Here is a 16,470-nt window from a genome sequence, read left to right as displayed (position 1 = left end):
AATATCAATGTCAATACCACTTGCAGATTTTAGTATCCAAACTTTAAGCGGATTACGTCATCTCTATCATGCCGAATTAACAGATCGCTCAAGTCGTTACGCTTTAATTGAAGGAAGTTACCCTGATGAGTTATCAGGGTATACATTTACAACTGTATTCTCTTATGAATCAGTTACACAAAAGGAACAAATTAATGCTAATCCTCATATGCTCAGTGCGCCTGGGAGATTGTTAAAGATTAATTTTCAACCTTTGTACGGTAAGGATGGAACTTTATACTTTGATGTTGGCACTCATACTATTGGCAATGCAGCTTCGCATTTACGTAAACTTGCCCCAAGTGCATTTGTGCGATCGCATTTTGCTGAGTTCAGTTGGTTTGGAACTTCTGATCTAAGTAATACCACTGCCACACCAATTTTTCCTAACTCATCCCATGATGGTAAACAAGGAGTGAGATTATTACTTTCTTATGATGCTGGTCGTCCAGGAGAGATTAGCCCTACGAACCTGGATTATCTGAACCCCATTGGTCGCAACCAAAATTATCACGCAGCAGTTGGTAGCTCTTTCAGTCCTATGATCATGACCACAGGGCATCCTGCTTATGACCCAGAATTTTCTTCAGAAAAACCGCTCCTGTTTTTCACTCACCTTGTACCGAGAATTGCTTCTTTTTTTCGGACTAATCAGCCAATTACAGCCGACTTATACTTGATGACTTGGGATGGTACTTCTTCCGGCCTAAGCACTCCCCTCAAAGTAATTTTAGATAGCAAACCTGTGATTTTAGAGCAGGCTTCAGCACATCAAATGTGTGTTACACGGAACTATGTGTTAATTTTCAATTCTTGTTTAGTATTAAGTGCTGGTTCTCTCATAAAACCTGTAATACAGTTGCTGTTTGTCTGGTTATGTCAAATATTTCAGGGAAGAATCCCACAATTAATTAAATATCTTTACGAAAAAATCTCTACTCCTCTAGCAGATGCCATACCTTCTCCCCACTGCCAGCTATATATTCTTAATAAAGAGGATATTCGGCAAGCGCTTGCATCTGGTAGCCAACAAGTTAATGTACAACGGATGATTGATATTCCTTGGGAGTTAACTCATGCTATTGCTGATTACGATGATGCTGGCAATTTGATCACAATTTTTTGTCAGCATAATGTTGGAGCCGATCCTGCCCAACATCTGGAAACTGGGGATGTACTTATAGATAATACTGTTGTGTTAGAGGATTTAGTTGGTCTATTCTCTGGTGCAACTGACCTCAATCAGGTACGCAAACATCTCATTGATATGACTACTGGTCAGATAAAGACAACAGCTTTTCCAGAGCCAGATGATTTTGAGCATTTTCCCTATGGGCTAAATTTATTACCCCCAATGCAGATACTACCTTATCGTTCTCGTCCAACCAACTATGACCTATTAAGTGCAGTTGAACACTGGGATGCAACTTACTGGGTTAGTGGAGGGTGGATTCCGCAGATCATGAGTGAGCGAGTCTTCGATATTTTCAGAAATAAACGTTGTTCTGAAACAAATAATCTACCGCAACGCCTGATACCCGAAGATAAATATCTACAACAAATCCAAAACTCAAATAATACAGTTCGCCTTTTTCGACTGGATCGAGATTTACGTTTAGAAAGTGCATATATTTTTGAACCTGGTTATTTTATGGCTGCACCAATCTTCGTTCCGCACCAACATTCAACAAATGTTTATGAAGGATGGCTGGTGGGTCAAGTTTGGAGTCCTCATCAGCCACACATGGAAATATGGATTTGGGATGCATCTTGTCCTCTGAACCTTGGGCCAATATGTAAGTTAGGCCCATCTCCTGGTGAATATGGTTTACGTCCTGGCTTTCCACTTCACTCATCATGGGTTGACGCTGAAGGTGTGAAATATTGGCAACAACCAAATTATAAAGTTCCTATTATTGAGCTTCCTACATACTTAAAGTTTTTTGAATTAGGCAGTATGGCAAGTGGGTTTATCAGTCGTTTGATTCAACAGTCTTTCTCATCATTGTAATACCTTCGTCAAAGGAAAATATGAGAGAATGAATAGCCTTCTTATGCCGCTCCCGGAAAGTAATAATCGAAGCAAGATTCTGAAACTTTAATTTAATCTAGCTTTAAACCTTTATTTTCTAACAGTAACTAAAATTTATAACCAAAAGCTTAAAATTTATTGCAAGACATATCAAAACTGCGATTTTCCAAGAAACCCAATTGACGGCAACCGCAGGCGTGTCAATTAACAAGTTCCTAGCAAAAATGGCATCAGGGCAGAATAAGCCGAATGGACTGACGGTTATTTTACCGGAGGATGCGATCGCCTTTGTAGAGCAGCTGCCGATTGAAAAATTCCACGGCATTGGAGAAGTTACGGCAGCGAAAATGCACTCACTCGGCATTCACACTGGCGCAGACTTAAAGGAGCGATCGCTGACTGAGCTAACACATCATTTTGGTAAAGCTGGTCAGTATTACTATAAGATTGCCAGAGCAGAAGATGACCGCCCAGTTGAAGCAAATCGGGTTCGCAAGTCCGTTGGTGCAGAAACCTCGTTTGCACAGGACTTAAGCGATGTCGGTCAGATGTTGCAAGAACTTGAACAGATTGCCCAGATAGTGGAGCAAAGGTTAGAGAAGCATAAAACACGAGGCCGCACATTAACGTTAAAAGTCAAGTTCTCTGACTATCAGCAGTTAACCCGCAGTAAAACAATGCTTGCTTCCATCAGTGAACTCTCTACGATTTTCGAGATAGCCAAAGCGCTGTTTGAGTCGATTGAACTGGAAAACCGCAGTATTAGGTTGTTGGGAATTTCTTTGTCTAACCTGGATAACGCCAAACAAACCCAAGTTATTCAACTGCCACTATTCCAAAATGCAGATATTACTTGGGAGTGATTAAATCAGTGAACAGTAAACAAACAAGAATCAAACAGCTAGCTCGGAAGACAATTTGCTTTTCTAAAACAGAGGAGATGCACGGCATAGTTATAGGTTCATTCATCAACCGCTATGAGTTTGGTTTACTAGTTTAAGGACATAGCAACCGTTCTAGAACATTGCCAATTTATCTTTATGGGTGCAGTCATTAGCAATATTGCCCCTCTACAAAGAGCAAATCTCTTTTACCTTACATTTTATTCTAGCCGCCTACTTAGCTGAGAACCACCCAAGCGTAGCTAATGACTCCTAAAATTGCTATACCAACAATTGCTTCTCCTTGCTCATTCAAAAAATGGTAAAAGCTATTCAAAACGTAGTTTAATGCTGCCTGGCGACTTTTACCTAATTCAGTCATCAGCAATTTAACCCTCCCATCTACCTCTTCAATAGAGACTTCACCTTTTTGGTAAGCAACTTCTAACTCATTTAACTTGCACCAGTATTCTTTGGTATCTTCCACAAGGTTAGGAAACATAATTGAAGATATATTTAACAATGTTAATTTTCATTACGATTATATCTTGCCAGCTAAAGCAGATGGTTCTGTCGATTTGGTGATATTTTCTCGAAGATCAAGGGTTGAGCTATATAAGTTGAGCTATATAAATAGACGCAACAAGCGTAGAGGATATTATTGTTTCCCAAGGTTTCCGTCTGCTGTAGGCTAGGGCATCGTTAGGATTAATCTTGATGGCTTGATTATAATCAGTGATTCGTTCTAAGGATTCAGTACCAGAACTATCATAATTATCAGTTTCTACAGTAATAGCTTTGTACAAAAGTAAATTACCTACTGTCCAAGCGTAATGAATGCCCACGAAGAGGATTTTGGCACGGTAACATGAGGTATAGATTGTCATCGCACCCGCTCCAAGTCATAGTCAGTCACCCGTGCGATGGAATCCCTAGAGGTAAAAACCTTGTCACCTTTTTCAGATAGCCCTGGTGAAAGCCATTCGATGCTGTAGAACCAGCAATCGCAAATCAGTTGAATGCCCTGGACAATCCTTGCTGGTGGCCCATCGCCATGAAACCGAAACTCGACCAACTCACCGAGCCGGAACACAGGTTTTTCTTTAGTGTTCAGTTGTAAGTTGCCTGTGCCAATAAGTTCACGTCCTAAAACAGTTAGATTATCCTTGCCGGAGACAATCTCATAACTCCAGCCTTTAGCTGACCACTCCACATCGCAACAGTAACCGAAAGATTTGGTGGTAGTGACGTAGACTTTCTCCAACAGGGAAACTTCTAAGGGGGGAATCTCTTTACCCCAAGGAGGTGAAAGATACCAACAAGTTTCTAGATTTTGGACAAGGTTAATCATGCTTATGCCTCCTGACTGAACAATAGACTCCACAAATAATCAATCCGTTTCCAAGCGATCACAGCTTGCCGTGGAGAACAACTTAAACCATAAGCACGACGGGCATCATAATTGCCCTTGATTCCCTTGGCTACTCCAACGGGAATCCCAAAAGCCACCTCACGAATACCGGGTTCAAAGCTTCGGTCTTCATGAGAGAACCGTACTTGCGTAATCTGATTTCCAATTTGGTCTGCCCAGGGGGTCAAACCAATTGGTAGAGTCGATGGGCGGTATTACCCGCCGCACCTCTCTGTTCAATCTGGGCGTGCCACTTTCGTTGCACCCAGCTTTCGATATTCTTAGCTTGCGCTTTTGCTCATGTGGATGTAATCGTGACAGGACTCATGTACAACAGTTAGATTTTTTGGTTTCCAATTGTTGTGCTGCCCATCTATATGATGTAGGTGTACTCGTTCTTCAGTTGTAAACTTTAACCCACAGTGTCCACATGAATGGTTTTGCCTTTTTAAGGCTTTAGAGGTTTCACCGTTGTAGAGCTTACTGTTACGTTCACTCCAATACATTAAGTCGTCGTCGTAGGGTGATTTATTTCCTTTGACATTGACATGACTGTTTTCGGAGTAGGAAACTTTTGGGAATGCTTTATCTAGCAATTTTTTGCTAGTATGGCGGTTCTGCTTAGTCTCCTTGTTAAATATCTTGTAAGTTCTTTTCTGGATGTGGCAAAGACTAAATCTTGAGCCGTCCATCTTACAGAACTTATGATAATTTCTCCATCCTCTAACAATTGGTGCTAACTTTTCAGTTTTCACGAAAGAACCATAATTCGAGCAGTTAACGATGGCTTTTATCTTCTGACGGAACTTTTGATAGTTATCCACTGAGGGAGTACATCTAAATTTTCCGTTACTTTGCACTTTAAAATGCCGGGAAGAAAACAGCAGGAATCGATGGTAAAGCATCTTTAACTTTTCAGGAACGTTTTGCACTTCTAGAACTGTTAAAAGCAAAAAGTAACAACTGGTTTCACCAAAAGTTACGCCCAATTCCAATCCTTAAAAAAGATGGAAAAACTACTCGATTACTGAAGATTCCAACTATCGCAGATAGGTGCTGGCAATGCCTCGCCAAATATGCTTTAGAACCCGCACACGAAGCATTATTCCATAAAAGGAGCTACGGCTTTAGAACAGGGCGCTCGGCGCATGATGCTCAGAAAATCCTGTTTCTAAATCTTAACTCCAGACAAAACGGAATCAATAAACGAGTCATAGAACTCGACATAGAGCAGTGCTTCGACCGAATTTCTCACACCACAATAATGGACAACCTTATAGCCCCATCAGGCATAAAGTCAGGCATCTTTCGCTGCTTAAAAGCAGGAATAAACCCGGAATTTCCAGAACAAGGTACTTGTCAAGGTGGTGTGGTCAGTCCGCTATTAGCTAATATTGCCCTCAATGGGATAGAGGACATTCACCAGTCAGTGCGGTACGCCGACGATATGGTAATCATCCTTAAACCTCAAGACGATGCAACAAAAATACTTGAAAAAATCAGTCAGTTTTTAGCAGCAAGAGGACTAAAAGTCAGCGAGAAAAAGACGAAGATAACCGCTTCGACAGATGGTTTTGATTTCCTTGGCTGGCATTTTAAAGTGCAAAGTAACGGAAAATTTAGATGTACTCCCTCAGTGGATAACTATCAAAAGTTCCGTCAGAAGATAAAAGCCATCGTTAACTGCTCGAATTATGGTTCTTTCGTGAAAACTGAAAAGTTAGCACCAATTGTTAGAGGATGGAGAAATTATCATAAGTTCTGTAAGATGGACGGCTCAAGATTTAGTCTTTGCCACATCCAGAAAAGAACTTACAAGATATTTAACAAGGAGACTAAGCAGAACCGCCATACTAGCAAAAAATTGCTAGATAAAGCATTCCCAAAAGTTTCCTACTCCGAAAACAGTCATGTCAATGTCAAAGGAAATAAATCACCCTACGACGACGACTTAATGTATTGGAGTGAACGTAACAGTAAGCTCTACAACGGTGAAACCTCTAAAGCCTTAAAAAGGCAAAACCATTCATGTGGACACTGTGGGTTAAAGTTTACAACTGAAGAACGAGTACACCTACATCATATAGATGGGCAGCACAACAATTGGAAACCAAAAAATCTAACTGTTGTACATGAGTCCTGTCACGATTACATCCACATGAGCAAAAGCGCAAGCTAAGAATATCGAAAGCTGGGTGCAACGAAAGTGGCACGCCCAGATTGAACAGAGAGGTGCGGCGGGTAATACCGCCCATCGACTCTACCAATTGCGAATTGGTATCAGATGGGGCAATGCCCAGAAGTTAGCGAGTTGACTGGGTTAAAAACATGGAAATCTATTTAGTCTTTGTTGATGCTATCCGAAACAGCAATAAATTCTGGGCGGCCATTGTCGAAGATGGGAATTTGACAGTCCAGTGGGGGCGAGTTGGTTATCAAGCGCAAACCAAAGTTCACACATTAGGTAATTATCAAAGAGCCATTACTAAATTTCATAATCTCGTAGCAGAAAAAAAAGGTAAAGGCTACCGCGAAAGTCAGCCAGAGATTGATGCTAGCCGCAGTGTTGTAGACATTAGACGAGCTATTCAATTGTTGAATATTATCCGTCCGGCTGTTGCTCTCCAGAATTTTGGTGATACCTACATATCTGCTCTTAATGAATATCTGAAAATTGTCCCAACACCTTTGGGGATGCAGATAAATTATCACAAAGTTTACCGCACAGTAGCAGATATTGACTATCAGCAAGAATTACTCAATTCCCTGTTAACGACACCCGCACCAATTGCTGCTGCGGTGGCTGTTGGTCATGCTCCTGAAGCCGCAACAGAACCCAAGGTAGTCAGTCTTAAGACTATCAGTAAGAACTTCTGGCGACATTTATAAATTAGCTTGTCGGAAAGTATTGCAGCCGATTTACTACAACAATGCGGATTGATTAAGTGTATCCCCCAGCCTATACCACACTGGGGGATATTTCTAACTGACTTTCAGCTTAATTGCTTGTTTGTCCTCTGGGTTTTTTCGTATGACATTGCTTAACCATTAGAATATCTTTTCTGAATGTGGAAACTTTATGTAAATTTAACCACCTTGATCTGACGAAAGTTTACAATATAATTACTGAAAATAATCTAGCTACAACCAGCAAGCTTTGGTTCGACCCATGACTGATAATAAACAAGTTGTCTCTCAACTCACTCAACAAAGACCAAGACGTGTTTTGGTTGTAGCTCCAAGTGAACTCACTATCCACCACCGTCACAGACAATCCTTTCAAACACCGCCTACTTTAAGCAATTACATTCTCAAAGTCATCGCTAAATTGTCCATCGTCAGCGCTATGTTGTTTGGCATCAGTGCATTAGGCTACTGGGGATTAGAAATTGTTGAAGCTAAAACAATCCCTACAGTAGAAGACAGATACGATTGGCGAACCCAAAAACATATTTGTTTCGGTTGGATGCTGTTTACTTTTTCTAGCTTTCTTGGGAGTGCTTCTTTTGGTAATGAATTTCACTAATAACATTCAAAGGACAAAGTTTATATTGAAGAAGAATTCAGCTATTCTGAATACATCCGTCAGCAATCTTTCAGTGGCGGGTCAGAATCCCCCACTGAATTGTTGCACCACTAAATCTTTAATGCTATCGCTTTAGCGTAATAGAGCCGATTTAAAAAGCTAAAGGCATCGCTTGAGAATAAAAAAGAAAGGTTGAGGTATGTTTTTATAATCCATAATTCCTAACACAGTATTTTCATCTACTTTTCTAAAAGAATCATTAATGGGCAAATAATCATAAATCATTGTAGCAGTCACTTTTCCTCTATACTCCATTATCCGCAGTCTGGCTTGACTTTTATCGGTCTTAAGTAAAGAATTAATTGAAATCAGCAATGGTTTGAGAGAATTATTTTTAGGGATCGGCAATTTTAAAACCCAGTTCATTAAAGTGGGGTTAGGCGCAACCTGGAAAATTTTTCCATGACCATCTAAAAATAATAATGGATGAACATTTTCAGAATCTATAAATTCCTTACCATACCAATTAGAAATTTCCAATAAACCGTCCATTGGATGGTTTGTATGCAGTCCAGATCCTTGCCAACGACCATACATAAAGCCTAAATCTACGGGTTCAAGGGTGTCAAATAATTCTAAAGCTTTTTCTGTCGTAGTTTTACCCGTTTTCAGTATCAACTGATAATTCTTTAATGTTTCCATTGTTACTTTCCTTATATTTATAATCTTGCCGATACGAGCTTTTAATGCTCATTCTTTCGTTCTGCGTTAGCGTTCGCGCAGCGTTTCTTCGAGAAGCTTACCGGAGGTATCACTTGCCTCTAATGTTATATGAGCATCATAATAGGCTCACTTGGAAAAAATATATCCCTTTTCCGCCCGTCTCGGTGAGCGCAATTTCTAGAAGCTTTCGCAACCCTTAAAAATTAATCCGACGATAGATTTCAGTCAGGGGAATTTCTACGTTGAAACTGTGCAGCATAATCGTCCGCTCAAGGTTAGAGTGAACTTGCCATAGCCAGCGATCGTTACTGTTCCGATCCAAGTTATGATACTGTTCAATATAAGGTTCAGTTTGGCTCACAAGCAGATATTCACAAAAGCTGGCAATCGAGCGATATTTTCTGAACTTGTCCCCTCGATCATAAGCTTCAGTAGAAGGTGATAAAACTTCAACAATAAGCATTGGATTGAGAATTTCATCATTGCGATTGCCATTGAACTCTGGTTCGCCATTAACAACCATCAAATCGGTATAAGTCCCACACTGATATTCAGGAATCCAAACTCGCAAGTCGCTGTTATACAAACGAAAATTGGTGTCTCTAAGCAAAAACCCTAGAGTTATTAAGAAGTTGCTAGCGATCGCACTGTGAGATTCCGACCCTCCCGACATAGTAATAATCTCTCCGTTACGGTATTCATGGCGTTCGGGGTTTGTTTCTTCCATAGCCCGATACTCGTCTAACGTGAGGCGAGTTGTTATTATATCTGGGGGACTGGTTTGAGCAAAGACCACAATCAGACCTCTTAAATAATTAGCTCTAGAACTATTATCAGCAAAGTCAAGAAGAATTGCTATTGAACGATGGAATGCCGCAACTTCCAAGTTGGGCTACGGCATTCCATCGGCTGCTTACTGATCTGTTTCATGGACTAGCCAAATCCTGGGCTTGTAGCAACGCATAAGAAAAAATAATACCGCACGAGGATATAGAACCCATTAATAATTAAGAACTGTTTGTCAGCGTTCCGAATTCAGTTATCTTGAAATTATCTGTAGAGCAGTATTTTGAGGTTGTCGATGGGGCATAGTTTACCGCCGCAGGTATTTATTGCACTGGTTCTAGAAAAGGAAAATACCAATGCCAGAAAAATCAGGACTGTTCACTCCAGTTAGATTAGGTTCGCTTGACCTGACCAACCGCATCATCATGTCTCCCATGTCCCGTCTTCGAGCTACTACTGACTGTGTACCTACCCCGATAATGGTCGAATACTACACCCAAAGAGCTTCGGCAGGACTGATCATTACCGAAGGAACGCATCCTTCTCCAATGGGGCGGGGTTACACAACCTGTCCTGGGCTACACAACCAGGAGCAGGTTGCAGGCTGGCGAAAAGTGACAGATGCAGTTCATGCTGCTGGAGGTCGGATATTTGTGCAACTAATGCATGCTGGACGGGTGTCACACTCCTCCCTATTACCTAACCATGCCCGACCAGTTGCACCTTCGGCTGTCCCGGTGATGTCCGAAGAAGTTCACATTTGGGATGGCAAAGTCCCTTTCGAGATACCCCGTCCGTTAGAGTTATCTGAAATACCCGAAATTGTAGAGGAGTTCCGCAGAGCGGCGGAACTCTCTATTGAAGCAGGTTTTGATGGTGTGGAACTTCATGCAGCAACTGGATACCTACCCAACCAGTTCCAAGTCAGTGGCTCTAACCAACGCACCGATGCCTATGGTGGCACATTGGAGAATCGAACTCGCTTTACGCTTGAAGTGGTCAATGCACTTTGTAGCGTCCGGGGAGCAGAGCGGATTGGAGTCAAGATCGCTCCCGGCTTCACAGTCAACGATACATTCGATGACAATCCTGCTGAAACTTACACTTATGTTGCAAAAGCACTTAGTCCGTTCGGTTTGGCATACTTGCACGTTGGGTATAACCAAGGTTATGCCAGAGGAACTGCACCGAGCTTCAACCCTATCGATCTGCTACGTACCATTTACCAAGGAACACTGCTGGCTGTGGGTGGTTTTGATCGACAACAGGGTGATGAAGCAATTAGAAGCGGGCGGTCTGATGCCATAGTTTTCGGACGACCATTCATCTCTAACCCTGACTTAGTGGAGCGGCTACGACTCAATGCCCCTCTAAGCGAAGGTAATGTCAGGACGTTCTATGGTGGTAGTGAACACGGCTACACAGACTATCCAACTCTGTCGCAACTCCATTGAACAAATTGAGTACAGTTTCTGATGTAATACAGATTTTATCGTCCTGTGCAAATACCTTGGGATTTGCAAGCAGAAGTACATTTACCGAGCATCGCTTGCTTGAGAAACTCATAAATTTCCTTAATACTTACGGGCAATGCCTCAAAAAGCACAAACTTCAAAGACGGCTAAAAAATTGGTGTTGTTAGATTCGCATGATGGATGATGATACCATGCTAGAAGCCACAGTCTTTCTTCAAAAGAGCAGCTAAATTTCTTTGCCCTAACTTAGACCGATTGTCCAAGGTTTTTCAGATTATGGAAAGCCATAAGGAGAAATCCCAATGAACTACGACATCAAAGACAAAACCATTTTGGTTACGGGCGCAAATCGCGGCATCGGCAAGGCGATAGTTGAGTCGTTTATTGAACACGGAGCCACCAAAGTCTATGCGGCTGTTCGTCAGATCAATAGTGTCTCCTCATTGGTTGAACAATATGGCGATCAAGTAGTACCAATTCAGGTTGATTTAGGTGATCCCAAATCTATTGTTGCTGCTGCTCAAACTGCCTCAGATGTGCAAATAGTTATCAATAATGCAGGAGTCTTTCAAGCTGGAACTCCCTTAGCTGAGGATGCGATCGCCGCTCTCGAATTTCAGATGAAGATCAATGTATATGGATTGATCTACATGGCTGGGGCGTTTGCCCCGGTACTCAAAGCCAATGGAGGTGGTGTTTTTGCCCAAATCAATTCTGTTGCTTCGCTCAAGGGTTTCCCCGACTCTGCTACTCTGCTACTTACTGTGCCTCAAAAGCTGCGGCCTATTCAATCACCCAGGCATTACGAGAACTATTGAGTGAGCAGGGCACGATTGTGCTAAGTGTTCACCCTGGCCCGATTGCGACGGATATGAGCGATGCGGCAGGAATGAGTGAGGTTTCACAGCCACCTGCACTTGTGGCAGACGGGATAATAAAAGCTCTCAAAGCTGGGGATTTTCACGTCTTTCCTGACTCGATAGCTAAACAAATGGGCGATGCTTATAAGAGCTTTGCCCAAAATGTCGTTGAGGTGTCATCAAGTTAACTGATGATGCAGGGTAATGCTCTAGACAACGGTATTTTGGTATTAAAAAGCAAGCCCAAACTCTTCTCGATTGTACAGATTCACTACTCCTCCTAATTCATCAATACCCTATCAACATACGCAACCCAGTATTGTTTGCATTCGCGGGAACTCTCACATAAGTTTCTATTCAATTAATATCCCCAGCAACTGGGAATTATGCTAGCTGCTGCAACCCTTTATTGAGCATCCATAAAAACAAACAGATGGGCTACTTTTCCATTTTCTATGACAAAAAAATCCATGCCGGTTAAGACATTTGGCTGGGGATCGGTGCGAATATCCCAGAATAGCCGAGCCCCATTTTGCGTACTTTCCATCGGTTTTGTTGCCACAAAATTGAAATTAGCATCGTCCGCAAATAGCTTGTCGATAAAGTCAGAAACGGCGCTAATGTCGGTAAGGATAAAATCCTTGTCATACATTTTTATATCGTCTGCATAGATGGTTTGCATCAATGCGTCACGCGTTGTACGGTCTTTTTCATTCCAGACAGCAGTATGTGTTTCCTGGAGATAATTCATTGCCTGTGCATCCATGAGTAGACTGGCTAGTTTGTTTTCTAAAACGATATGACTTTACTGCCCAAAAGTAAGCGTTGTCTTTGATGCGGAACGTTGATGGTTTCCATTCAATTAATATCCCCAGCGAGTGGGAATTCAATTAAATGAATGTACGCCTGTTTGCAAATCATTTAGTTTCCATTCAATTAAAGTCACTCCACTCAATCAGCATACCATCCACGATCGCAACCCCCCACTGCGGATACTTCGCCAAAAGCTTTTTGATCACAATCTGTAAAGCCGGATCGTCACTCCAGCATTCTTGCAAGTACTCAAACCCCGGATTCTGCCCCGAATTCCCCGCCGCTTTGAGTTTTTGCATACGTTCCGGTCGTATATTTGACAAAAGCAATAATCGCCTCATGCGGTCATTTTTCAGGATTTGGCACAAGTGCGGCGGAACTTTCACCCTTGTGATCTGCTTTGACTTCTACACCGAATCTTGGTTTTCTCCTGACATGCCCAGCTACGAGTAGCAGGATCGGAAGTAGATTCACAACAGCTTACTTATCCTGATCAAACTGAGATGATGCTTAGAAACTCCCTTAATAAATTTGGAACTGCTTCCATATATTGGTTTCGATGGATTGCATTCATTGTGGATAAAACTGGTAGCCACCTCAAAGCTGCAACAATAGGAGACAACTGTTGAGCTTGCTCAAACGCTTGTTGGAGTCTTTCCTTAGTATCATATTCAGCCCATTGTTCTAAGTAGCAAGCTCCCAGTCGCTCAAACCAAGATGAATTTTTTGCTAATTTAAATCTTCTCTTCAAACAATCGTAGGTACTATGGAGGCTGAAAAAAGGATGAGTGATGCTACTATCACCCCAGTCAAAAAACAAGTAATTTTCATCACAAATAAAGATGTTCCCATCGTGTAAATCACCATGATGCAAAGTTTCTGGTATACCAAAAGTTGCTAGCTCTTCACATAATTTAACTAATAAGTTAGCCTGATTCTGTAAGCACTGATATTCGAGTAAATTAAGTCCACCAGGCTGATTTAGCCCTAATGTTTTGGTATCCATTAGCAGTTGTTGAAACATAACAGGCAAGCTTGCTAAACGACGATCAGGCACACCCAGTTCCAGAAACTCATTAAGATATTTGGTACAATCTTGTTGCAATTTTGCATAGCAGGGTAAAAGATTCTGCCAATGTTTAATGTCATCTTCAATTTTCAGAGTGTCCTGGAGCATCATCCCTCCATCAAGCATAAGTAGCCAACCTTTCTCCCCATTAATCGCTAAAACTTGTGGCATACATTGAGGATACTGATGCGATAGAACTTGGCTAAGTGCGGCTTCATAAGCAAGCTCTGATACAACTGCTTTGAAATAAATGTTACCGATGCTTGTGGGTATTTGCAGAACTGTTGACCAGTGACGAACGCGAAGCTGCTTAATTGAATCAATGCGTTTGATGTCTTTTTGATGTAACTCGCAATCAATCCAACTACTGGCTTGCTCAAGCCAGTTTTGTTGTGTCCAAAGTAGTCCATCAAGATAAGTCACACAGATCCTCAACGAGTGTTTTACAATTGGAAATGCTTTTTTGTTAGTTTAACCTGACTTCAAAGACCAATGAATAACCTTGCTTTACAGCCTCCTGCGTTTTCAGCAAACCCTATATGACCCTAAAATTTTCTCAAGATATAAAGTCATTATTGCAACATTTAGCTGAAAAACCTTTGACTCTGGGTGACGTGATTTTAGAAACCTCAGAACGGGGTTTTAGCTTAGTGATTGCATTGTTGGTGTTACCATTTTTGATACCCACGCCACCCGGTTTAAGCACTCCTCTTGGTGTAGCTTGCTTGTTGATGTCAGGACAGATGGCTTTGGGGAGGCGTACACCGTGGCTGCCGAAAAAAATTGCCAGTCTTAAATTCCCTAATTGGTTTGCTCAAACACTGTTGAAAAATTTACAACGTGTGACCAAAGTCTTAGAAAAAATCTCCCGTCCGCGTTTTCAGAAGGTTGCCGAAAATCCATTAATTTGGCGGTTCAATGGGATATGTCTCACTTGGTTGGCAATATTACTAATGTCGCCATATCCACCTGCTACCAATCCTATTCCTGCTGTGGGAATGTTACTCTTGGCGGTTGCAACTATCGAATCTGACGGTATATTGGTTGAGTTATTCAAGTTCAGGAAACCAAACAGTTATGTGATCGCTACTTGTTCCAATCCACCAACGCCCCATCCACACACGCAATCCCCCACTGGGGAAACTTCACCAGCAATTTCTTAATCACAATTTGCAAAGCAGGGTCATCATTCCAACACTCCTGCAAATACTCAAACCCCGGATTTTGCCCCGAATTCGCCGCAAAGCCTGAGTTTCTGCATACGTTGTGATCGCTCCAAGAGCAGAATGTCTGCGGGGAAATCTTAGTTAATAATAACTATATTCTGTAACATTTTTCAGGAAGAATACAGCCGATAACACGTTATTATACAGCAGTTACTGAAAAACAGGTAAAGCAAGATTATGGCAACAATTATAGGTACTGATGGGGACGATATTTTAATCGGAACTGCTGGGGATGACAGAATTATCGCTAGTGCAGGGAATGATACGATTACTGGTGGAGATGGCAGGGATACCATTGATTACAGTGACTTAGAACAACCTGTAACACTCCAACCAGTGGTGATTCAAAAAGGCGTAATTGGAACTGATACGTTTAGGGATTTCTTTGAAACTGTTATTGGTGCTAGAGGACAGACTAATATTATAAATGCAACTACTGACAGTACGAATGTATCGATAGTAGCTGATTTATCCAGAGAAAGACTAGAAATAAGAGTTGTCGGTTCGCCACCAATAATAGTCAGTGTGAAAAATTTTGTGAATGTAATTGGTACAAATCAAAAGGACACTATTACTGGTAATGCTGTTGATAATCAATTATCTGGTAGCGGTGGCAATGACATTATTAGAGGTAGTGCAGGCAACGATACCTTAAATGGTGGAGATGGTACTGATACGGCTGATTACAGTAAAATAGGTGTAAGCTCTACTATCTTCATTGATGGAACTCTTCAAAAAGGTGGTGGACTAGGTAGAGATTTACTTGGTAATTTTGAAAATCTTGTTGTTGATGCTAGGGTTGCAAATAACACTATAGATGCCTCAATTGCTCCTTCAGCACCCTTTTTAGTTGGAGAAGCATCAGTTAACGTTAACCTTGAAAGTCAAAGTTTCGTAATTAATAATGTTCCTAACATAGGCACAGTTGAATTCACATTTATAAACTTTGATAATGTTAAAGGTACAAATCAAGGTGACACCATTGTTGGAGATAGGCAAAATAATCTGTTATTTGGCAATGGCGGTAACGATAAACTTTCTGGCGGAAGTGGCAATGATACCCTCGCTGGTGGATTAGGTACAGATACTCTGACTGGGGGACTAGGTGCAGATAAGTTTGTTTTTACTAACGTATTAGAAGCTGTTGATATTATCAAAGACTTCAAGGCTGTTCAAGGTGACAAAATCCAGATTTCTCAAGCAGGTTTTGGCGCTATTTCCATTAGTGATTTCAGTTATGATCCCCTAAATGGTTCTTTGTTCTTTGAAGATTCTAGATTCGCCATTCTAGAAAATAAGCCTATTGGTTTTCAAACTAATTTAGATATTCAACTGGTTTAAGCTCAGGGATTGTATAAGTTCAATACCTGAGTGGGACTTAGAGGTTTTTTGAAAAGTGTCAGGTTGAGCCTTAAATACAACTCACAGAAGCGAACGCGAATTCCAGAACCCCCATTATCTCGTTCAACTTCGTAGGATAGCCAGAGTCGTCAAACATACGTTAGATGACTTTTCAAATAACCTCTTAGAGTCTTCCTTGCTCCAATTGCTGTTATGGTGCTACTCGCCAAAACTTTAGATAACAGAAGATCACAAAGATAATATTTGCTTCAGTTTTAGCAATTTAAT

General features: G+C 41.3%; 16 protein-coding genes and 4 pseudogenes. 10 read left to right on the top strand and 10 right to left on the bottom strand.

The window, feature by feature from the left end; all coding sequences use genetic code 11:
* Positions 1-7 precede the first annotated feature (7 nt).
* From GJB62_RS31895 to GJB62_RS31885, 3 genes and pseudogenes are all read left to right on the top strand, one after another.
* Positions 8-2,050 carry a carotenoid oxygenase family protein gene (locus tag GJB62_RS31895; RefSeq protein ID WP_114084663.1) on the top strand — a complete coding sequence of 681 codons (2,043 nt, stop codon included), beginning with the start codon at positions 8-10 and terminating at the stop codon, positions 2,048-2,050.
* 200 nt (positions 2,051-2,250) lie between these two features.
* Entirely contained in the window at positions 2,251-2,934 is a 684-nt protein-coding gene (locus GJB62_RS31890) for a hypothetical protein (RefSeq protein WP_245246288.1), read from the top strand.
* 20 nt (positions 2,935-2,954) lie between these two features.
* Positions 2,955-3,071, top strand: a pseudogene (locus GJB62_RS31885) (IS1 family transposase); the annotation flags it as partial.
* A 119-nt stretch (positions 3,072-3,190) separates the two neighbouring features.
* Here the strand turns inward: GJB62_RS31885 and GJB62_RS31880 are convergent.
* The 5 genes and pseudogenes from GJB62_RS31880 to GJB62_RS31860 all read right to left on the bottom strand — a co-directional run.
* Positions 3,191-3,454 (bottom strand): hypothetical protein, encoded by a 264-nt coding sequence (locus GJB62_RS31880; protein ID WP_094331595.1) that lies wholly within the window; start codon positions 3,452-3,454, stop codon positions 3,191-3,193.
* Positions 3,455-3,563: 109 nt separating this feature from the next.
* Entirely contained in the window at positions 3,564-3,839 is a 276-nt protein-coding gene (locus GJB62_RS31875) for a hypothetical protein (RefSeq protein WP_114084662.1), read from the bottom strand.
* Positions 3,836-4,303 (bottom strand): DUF1392 family protein, encoded by a 468-nt coding sequence (locus GJB62_RS31870; protein WP_114084661.1) that lies wholly within the window; start codon positions 4,301-4,303, stop codon positions 3,836-3,838. Before GJB62_RS31870 ends, GJB62_RS31875 begins: the two co-directional genes overlap by 4 nt.
* Before the next feature lie 2 nt (positions 4,304-4,305).
* Entirely contained in the window at positions 4,306-4,551 is a 246-nt protein-coding gene (locus GJB62_RS31865) for a hypothetical protein (protein WP_245246287.1), read from the bottom strand.
* A gap of 48 nt (positions 4,552-4,599) precedes the next feature.
* Positions 4,600-5,232 (bottom strand): annotated as a pseudogene (locus GJB62_RS31860) (group II intron maturase-specific domain-containing protein); the annotation flags it as partial.
* Here GJB62_RS31860 and GJB62_RS31855 point away from each other — a divergent pair.
* The 3 genes and pseudogenes from GJB62_RS31855 to GJB62_RS31845 form a co-directional block, all read left to right on the top strand.
* Positions 5,229-6,542: pseudogene (locus GJB62_RS31855) on the top strand (reverse transcriptase domain-containing protein); the annotation flags it as partial. The pseudogenes GJB62_RS31860 and GJB62_RS31855 overlap by 4 nt on opposite strands.
* Before the next feature lie 149 nt (positions 6,543-6,691).
* The gene (locus GJB62_RS31850) at positions 6,692-7,252 is read left to right on the top strand and encodes a WGR domain-containing protein (protein WP_114085964.1); all 561 of its coding nucleotides are present in this window, start codon (positions 6,692-6,694) and stop codon (positions 7,250-7,252) included.
* Between the two features lie 280 nt (positions 7,253-7,532).
* Positions 7,533-7,889, top strand: a complete 357-nt coding sequence (locus GJB62_RS31845; RefSeq protein ID WP_181852953.1) for a hypothetical protein — start codon at positions 7,533-7,535, stop codon at positions 7,887-7,889.
* Positions 7,890-8,048: 159 nt separating this feature from the next.
* Here GJB62_RS31845 and GJB62_RS31840 read toward each other — a convergent pair whose 3' ends face one another.
* Both GJB62_RS31840 and GJB62_RS31835 read right to left on the bottom strand, forming a co-directional pair.
* Positions 8,049-8,591 (bottom strand): DUF4334 domain-containing protein, encoded by a 543-nt coding sequence (locus GJB62_RS31840; protein ID WP_114085965.1) that lies wholly within the window; start codon positions 8,589-8,591, stop codon positions 8,049-8,051.
* Between the two features lie 217 nt (positions 8,592-8,808).
* Positions 8,809-9,408 (bottom strand): Uma2 family endonuclease, encoded by a 600-nt coding sequence (locus GJB62_RS31835; protein WP_114085981.1) that lies wholly within the window; start codon positions 9,406-9,408, stop codon positions 8,809-8,811.
* A 346-nt stretch (positions 9,409-9,754) separates the two neighbouring features.
* Here GJB62_RS31835 and GJB62_RS31830 point away from each other — a divergent pair, with 346 nt between their 5' ends.
* Together GJB62_RS31830 and GJB62_RS31825 are read left to right on the top strand one after the other, a co-directional pair.
* Positions 9,755-10,852: an alkene reductase gene (locus GJB62_RS31830; protein WP_114085966.1), complete on the top strand. Its 1,098-nt coding sequence runs from the start codon at positions 9,755-9,757 to the stop codon at positions 10,850-10,852.
* Positions 10,853-11,175: 323 nt separating this feature from the next.
* A pseudogene (locus tag GJB62_RS31825) lies at positions 11,176-11,921 on the top strand (SDR family oxidoreductase).
* A 218-nt stretch (positions 11,922-12,139) separates the two neighbouring features.
* Here the strand turns inward: GJB62_RS31825 and GJB62_RS31820 are convergent.
* From GJB62_RS31820 to GJB62_RS31810, 3 genes are all read right to left on the bottom strand, one after another.
* Entirely contained in the window at positions 12,140-12,499 is a 360-nt protein-coding gene (locus tag GJB62_RS31820) for a nuclear transport factor 2 family protein (protein WP_114085967.1), read from the bottom strand.
* Between the two features lie 166 nt (positions 12,500-12,665).
* Positions 12,666-12,932 carry a hypothetical protein gene (locus GJB62_RS31815; protein ID WP_245246286.1) on the bottom strand — a complete coding sequence of 89 codons (267 nt, stop codon included), beginning with the start codon at positions 12,930-12,932 and terminating at the stop codon, positions 12,666-12,668.
* Positions 12,933-13,039: 107 nt separating this feature from the next.
* On the bottom strand, positions 13,040-14,038 hold the full coding sequence (locus GJB62_RS31810; protein WP_114085968.1) for a phosphotransferase: 999 nt from the start codon (positions 14,036-14,038) through the stop codon (positions 13,040-13,042).
* A gap of 116 nt (positions 14,039-14,154) precedes the next feature.
* On the opposite strand from GJB62_RS31810, the gene GJB62_RS31805 reads away from it, so the two are divergent.
* Positions 14,155-14,778: an exopolysaccharide biosynthesis protein gene (locus GJB62_RS31805; protein ID WP_245246285.1), complete on the top strand. Its 624-nt coding sequence runs from the start codon at positions 14,155-14,157 to the stop codon at positions 14,776-14,778.
* A gap of 240 nt (positions 14,779-15,018) precedes the next feature.
* Positions 15,019-16,182 carry a calcium-binding protein gene (locus GJB62_RS31800; RefSeq protein ID WP_114085969.1) on the top strand — a complete coding sequence of 388 codons (1,164 nt, stop codon included), beginning with the start codon at positions 15,019-15,021 and terminating at the stop codon, positions 16,180-16,182.
* The last annotated feature ends 288 nt before the right edge of the window (positions 16,183-16,470 follow it).

The organism is Nostoc sp. ATCC 53789, assembly GCF_009873495.1.
GTDB lineage: Bacteria > Cyanobacteriota > Cyanobacteriia > Cyanobacteriales > Nostocaceae > Nostoc > Nostoc muscorum_A.
Note: the sequence above shows the minus strand (reverse complement) of the source record. Positions and strands in the feature narration are given on the sequence as shown.

Bases quoted from the DNA above. Each gene is read 5' to 3' on its own strand.
- GJB62_RS31820 (WP_114085967.1), bottom strand. From the start codon at position 12,499: ATGGATGCACAGGCAATGAATTATCTCCAGGAAACACATACTGCTGTC.
- GJB62_RS31805 (WP_245246285.1), top strand. From the start codon at position 14,155: ATGACCCTAAAATTTTCTCAAGATATAAAGTCATTATTGCAACATTTA.
- GJB62_RS31870 (WP_114084661.1), bottom strand. From the start codon at position 4,303: ATGATTAACCTTGTCCAAAATCTAGAAACTTGTTGGTATCTTTCACCT.
- GJB62_RS31850 (WP_114085964.1), top strand. From the start codon at position 6,692: ATGGAAATCTATTTAGTCTTTGTTGATGCTATCCGAAACAGCAATAAA.
- GJB62_RS31830 (WP_114085966.1), top strand. From the start codon at position 9,755: ATGCCAGAAAAATCAGGACTGTTCACTCCAGTTAGATTAGGTTCGCTT.
- GJB62_RS31845 (WP_181852953.1), top strand. From the start codon at position 7,533: ATGACTGATAATAAACAAGTTGTCTCTCAACTCACTCAACAAAGACCA.
- GJB62_RS31895 (WP_114084663.1), top strand. From the start codon at position 8: ATGTCAATACCACTTGCAGATTTTAGTATCCAAACTTTAAGCGGATTA.
- GJB62_RS31800 (WP_114085969.1), top strand. From the start codon at position 15,019: ATGGCAACAATTATAGGTACTGATGGGGACGATATTTTAATCGGAACT.
- GJB62_RS31880 (WP_094331595.1), bottom strand. From the start codon at position 3,454: ATGTTTCCTAACCTTGTGGAAGATACCAAAGAATACTGGTGCAAGTTA.
- GJB62_RS31875 (WP_114084662.1), bottom strand. From the start codon at position 3,839: ATGACAATCTATACCTCATGTTACCGTGCCAAAATCCTCTTCGTGGGC.
- GJB62_RS31840 (WP_114085965.1), bottom strand. From the start codon at position 8,591: ATGGAAACATTAAAGAATTATCAGTTGATACTGAAAACGGGTAAAACT.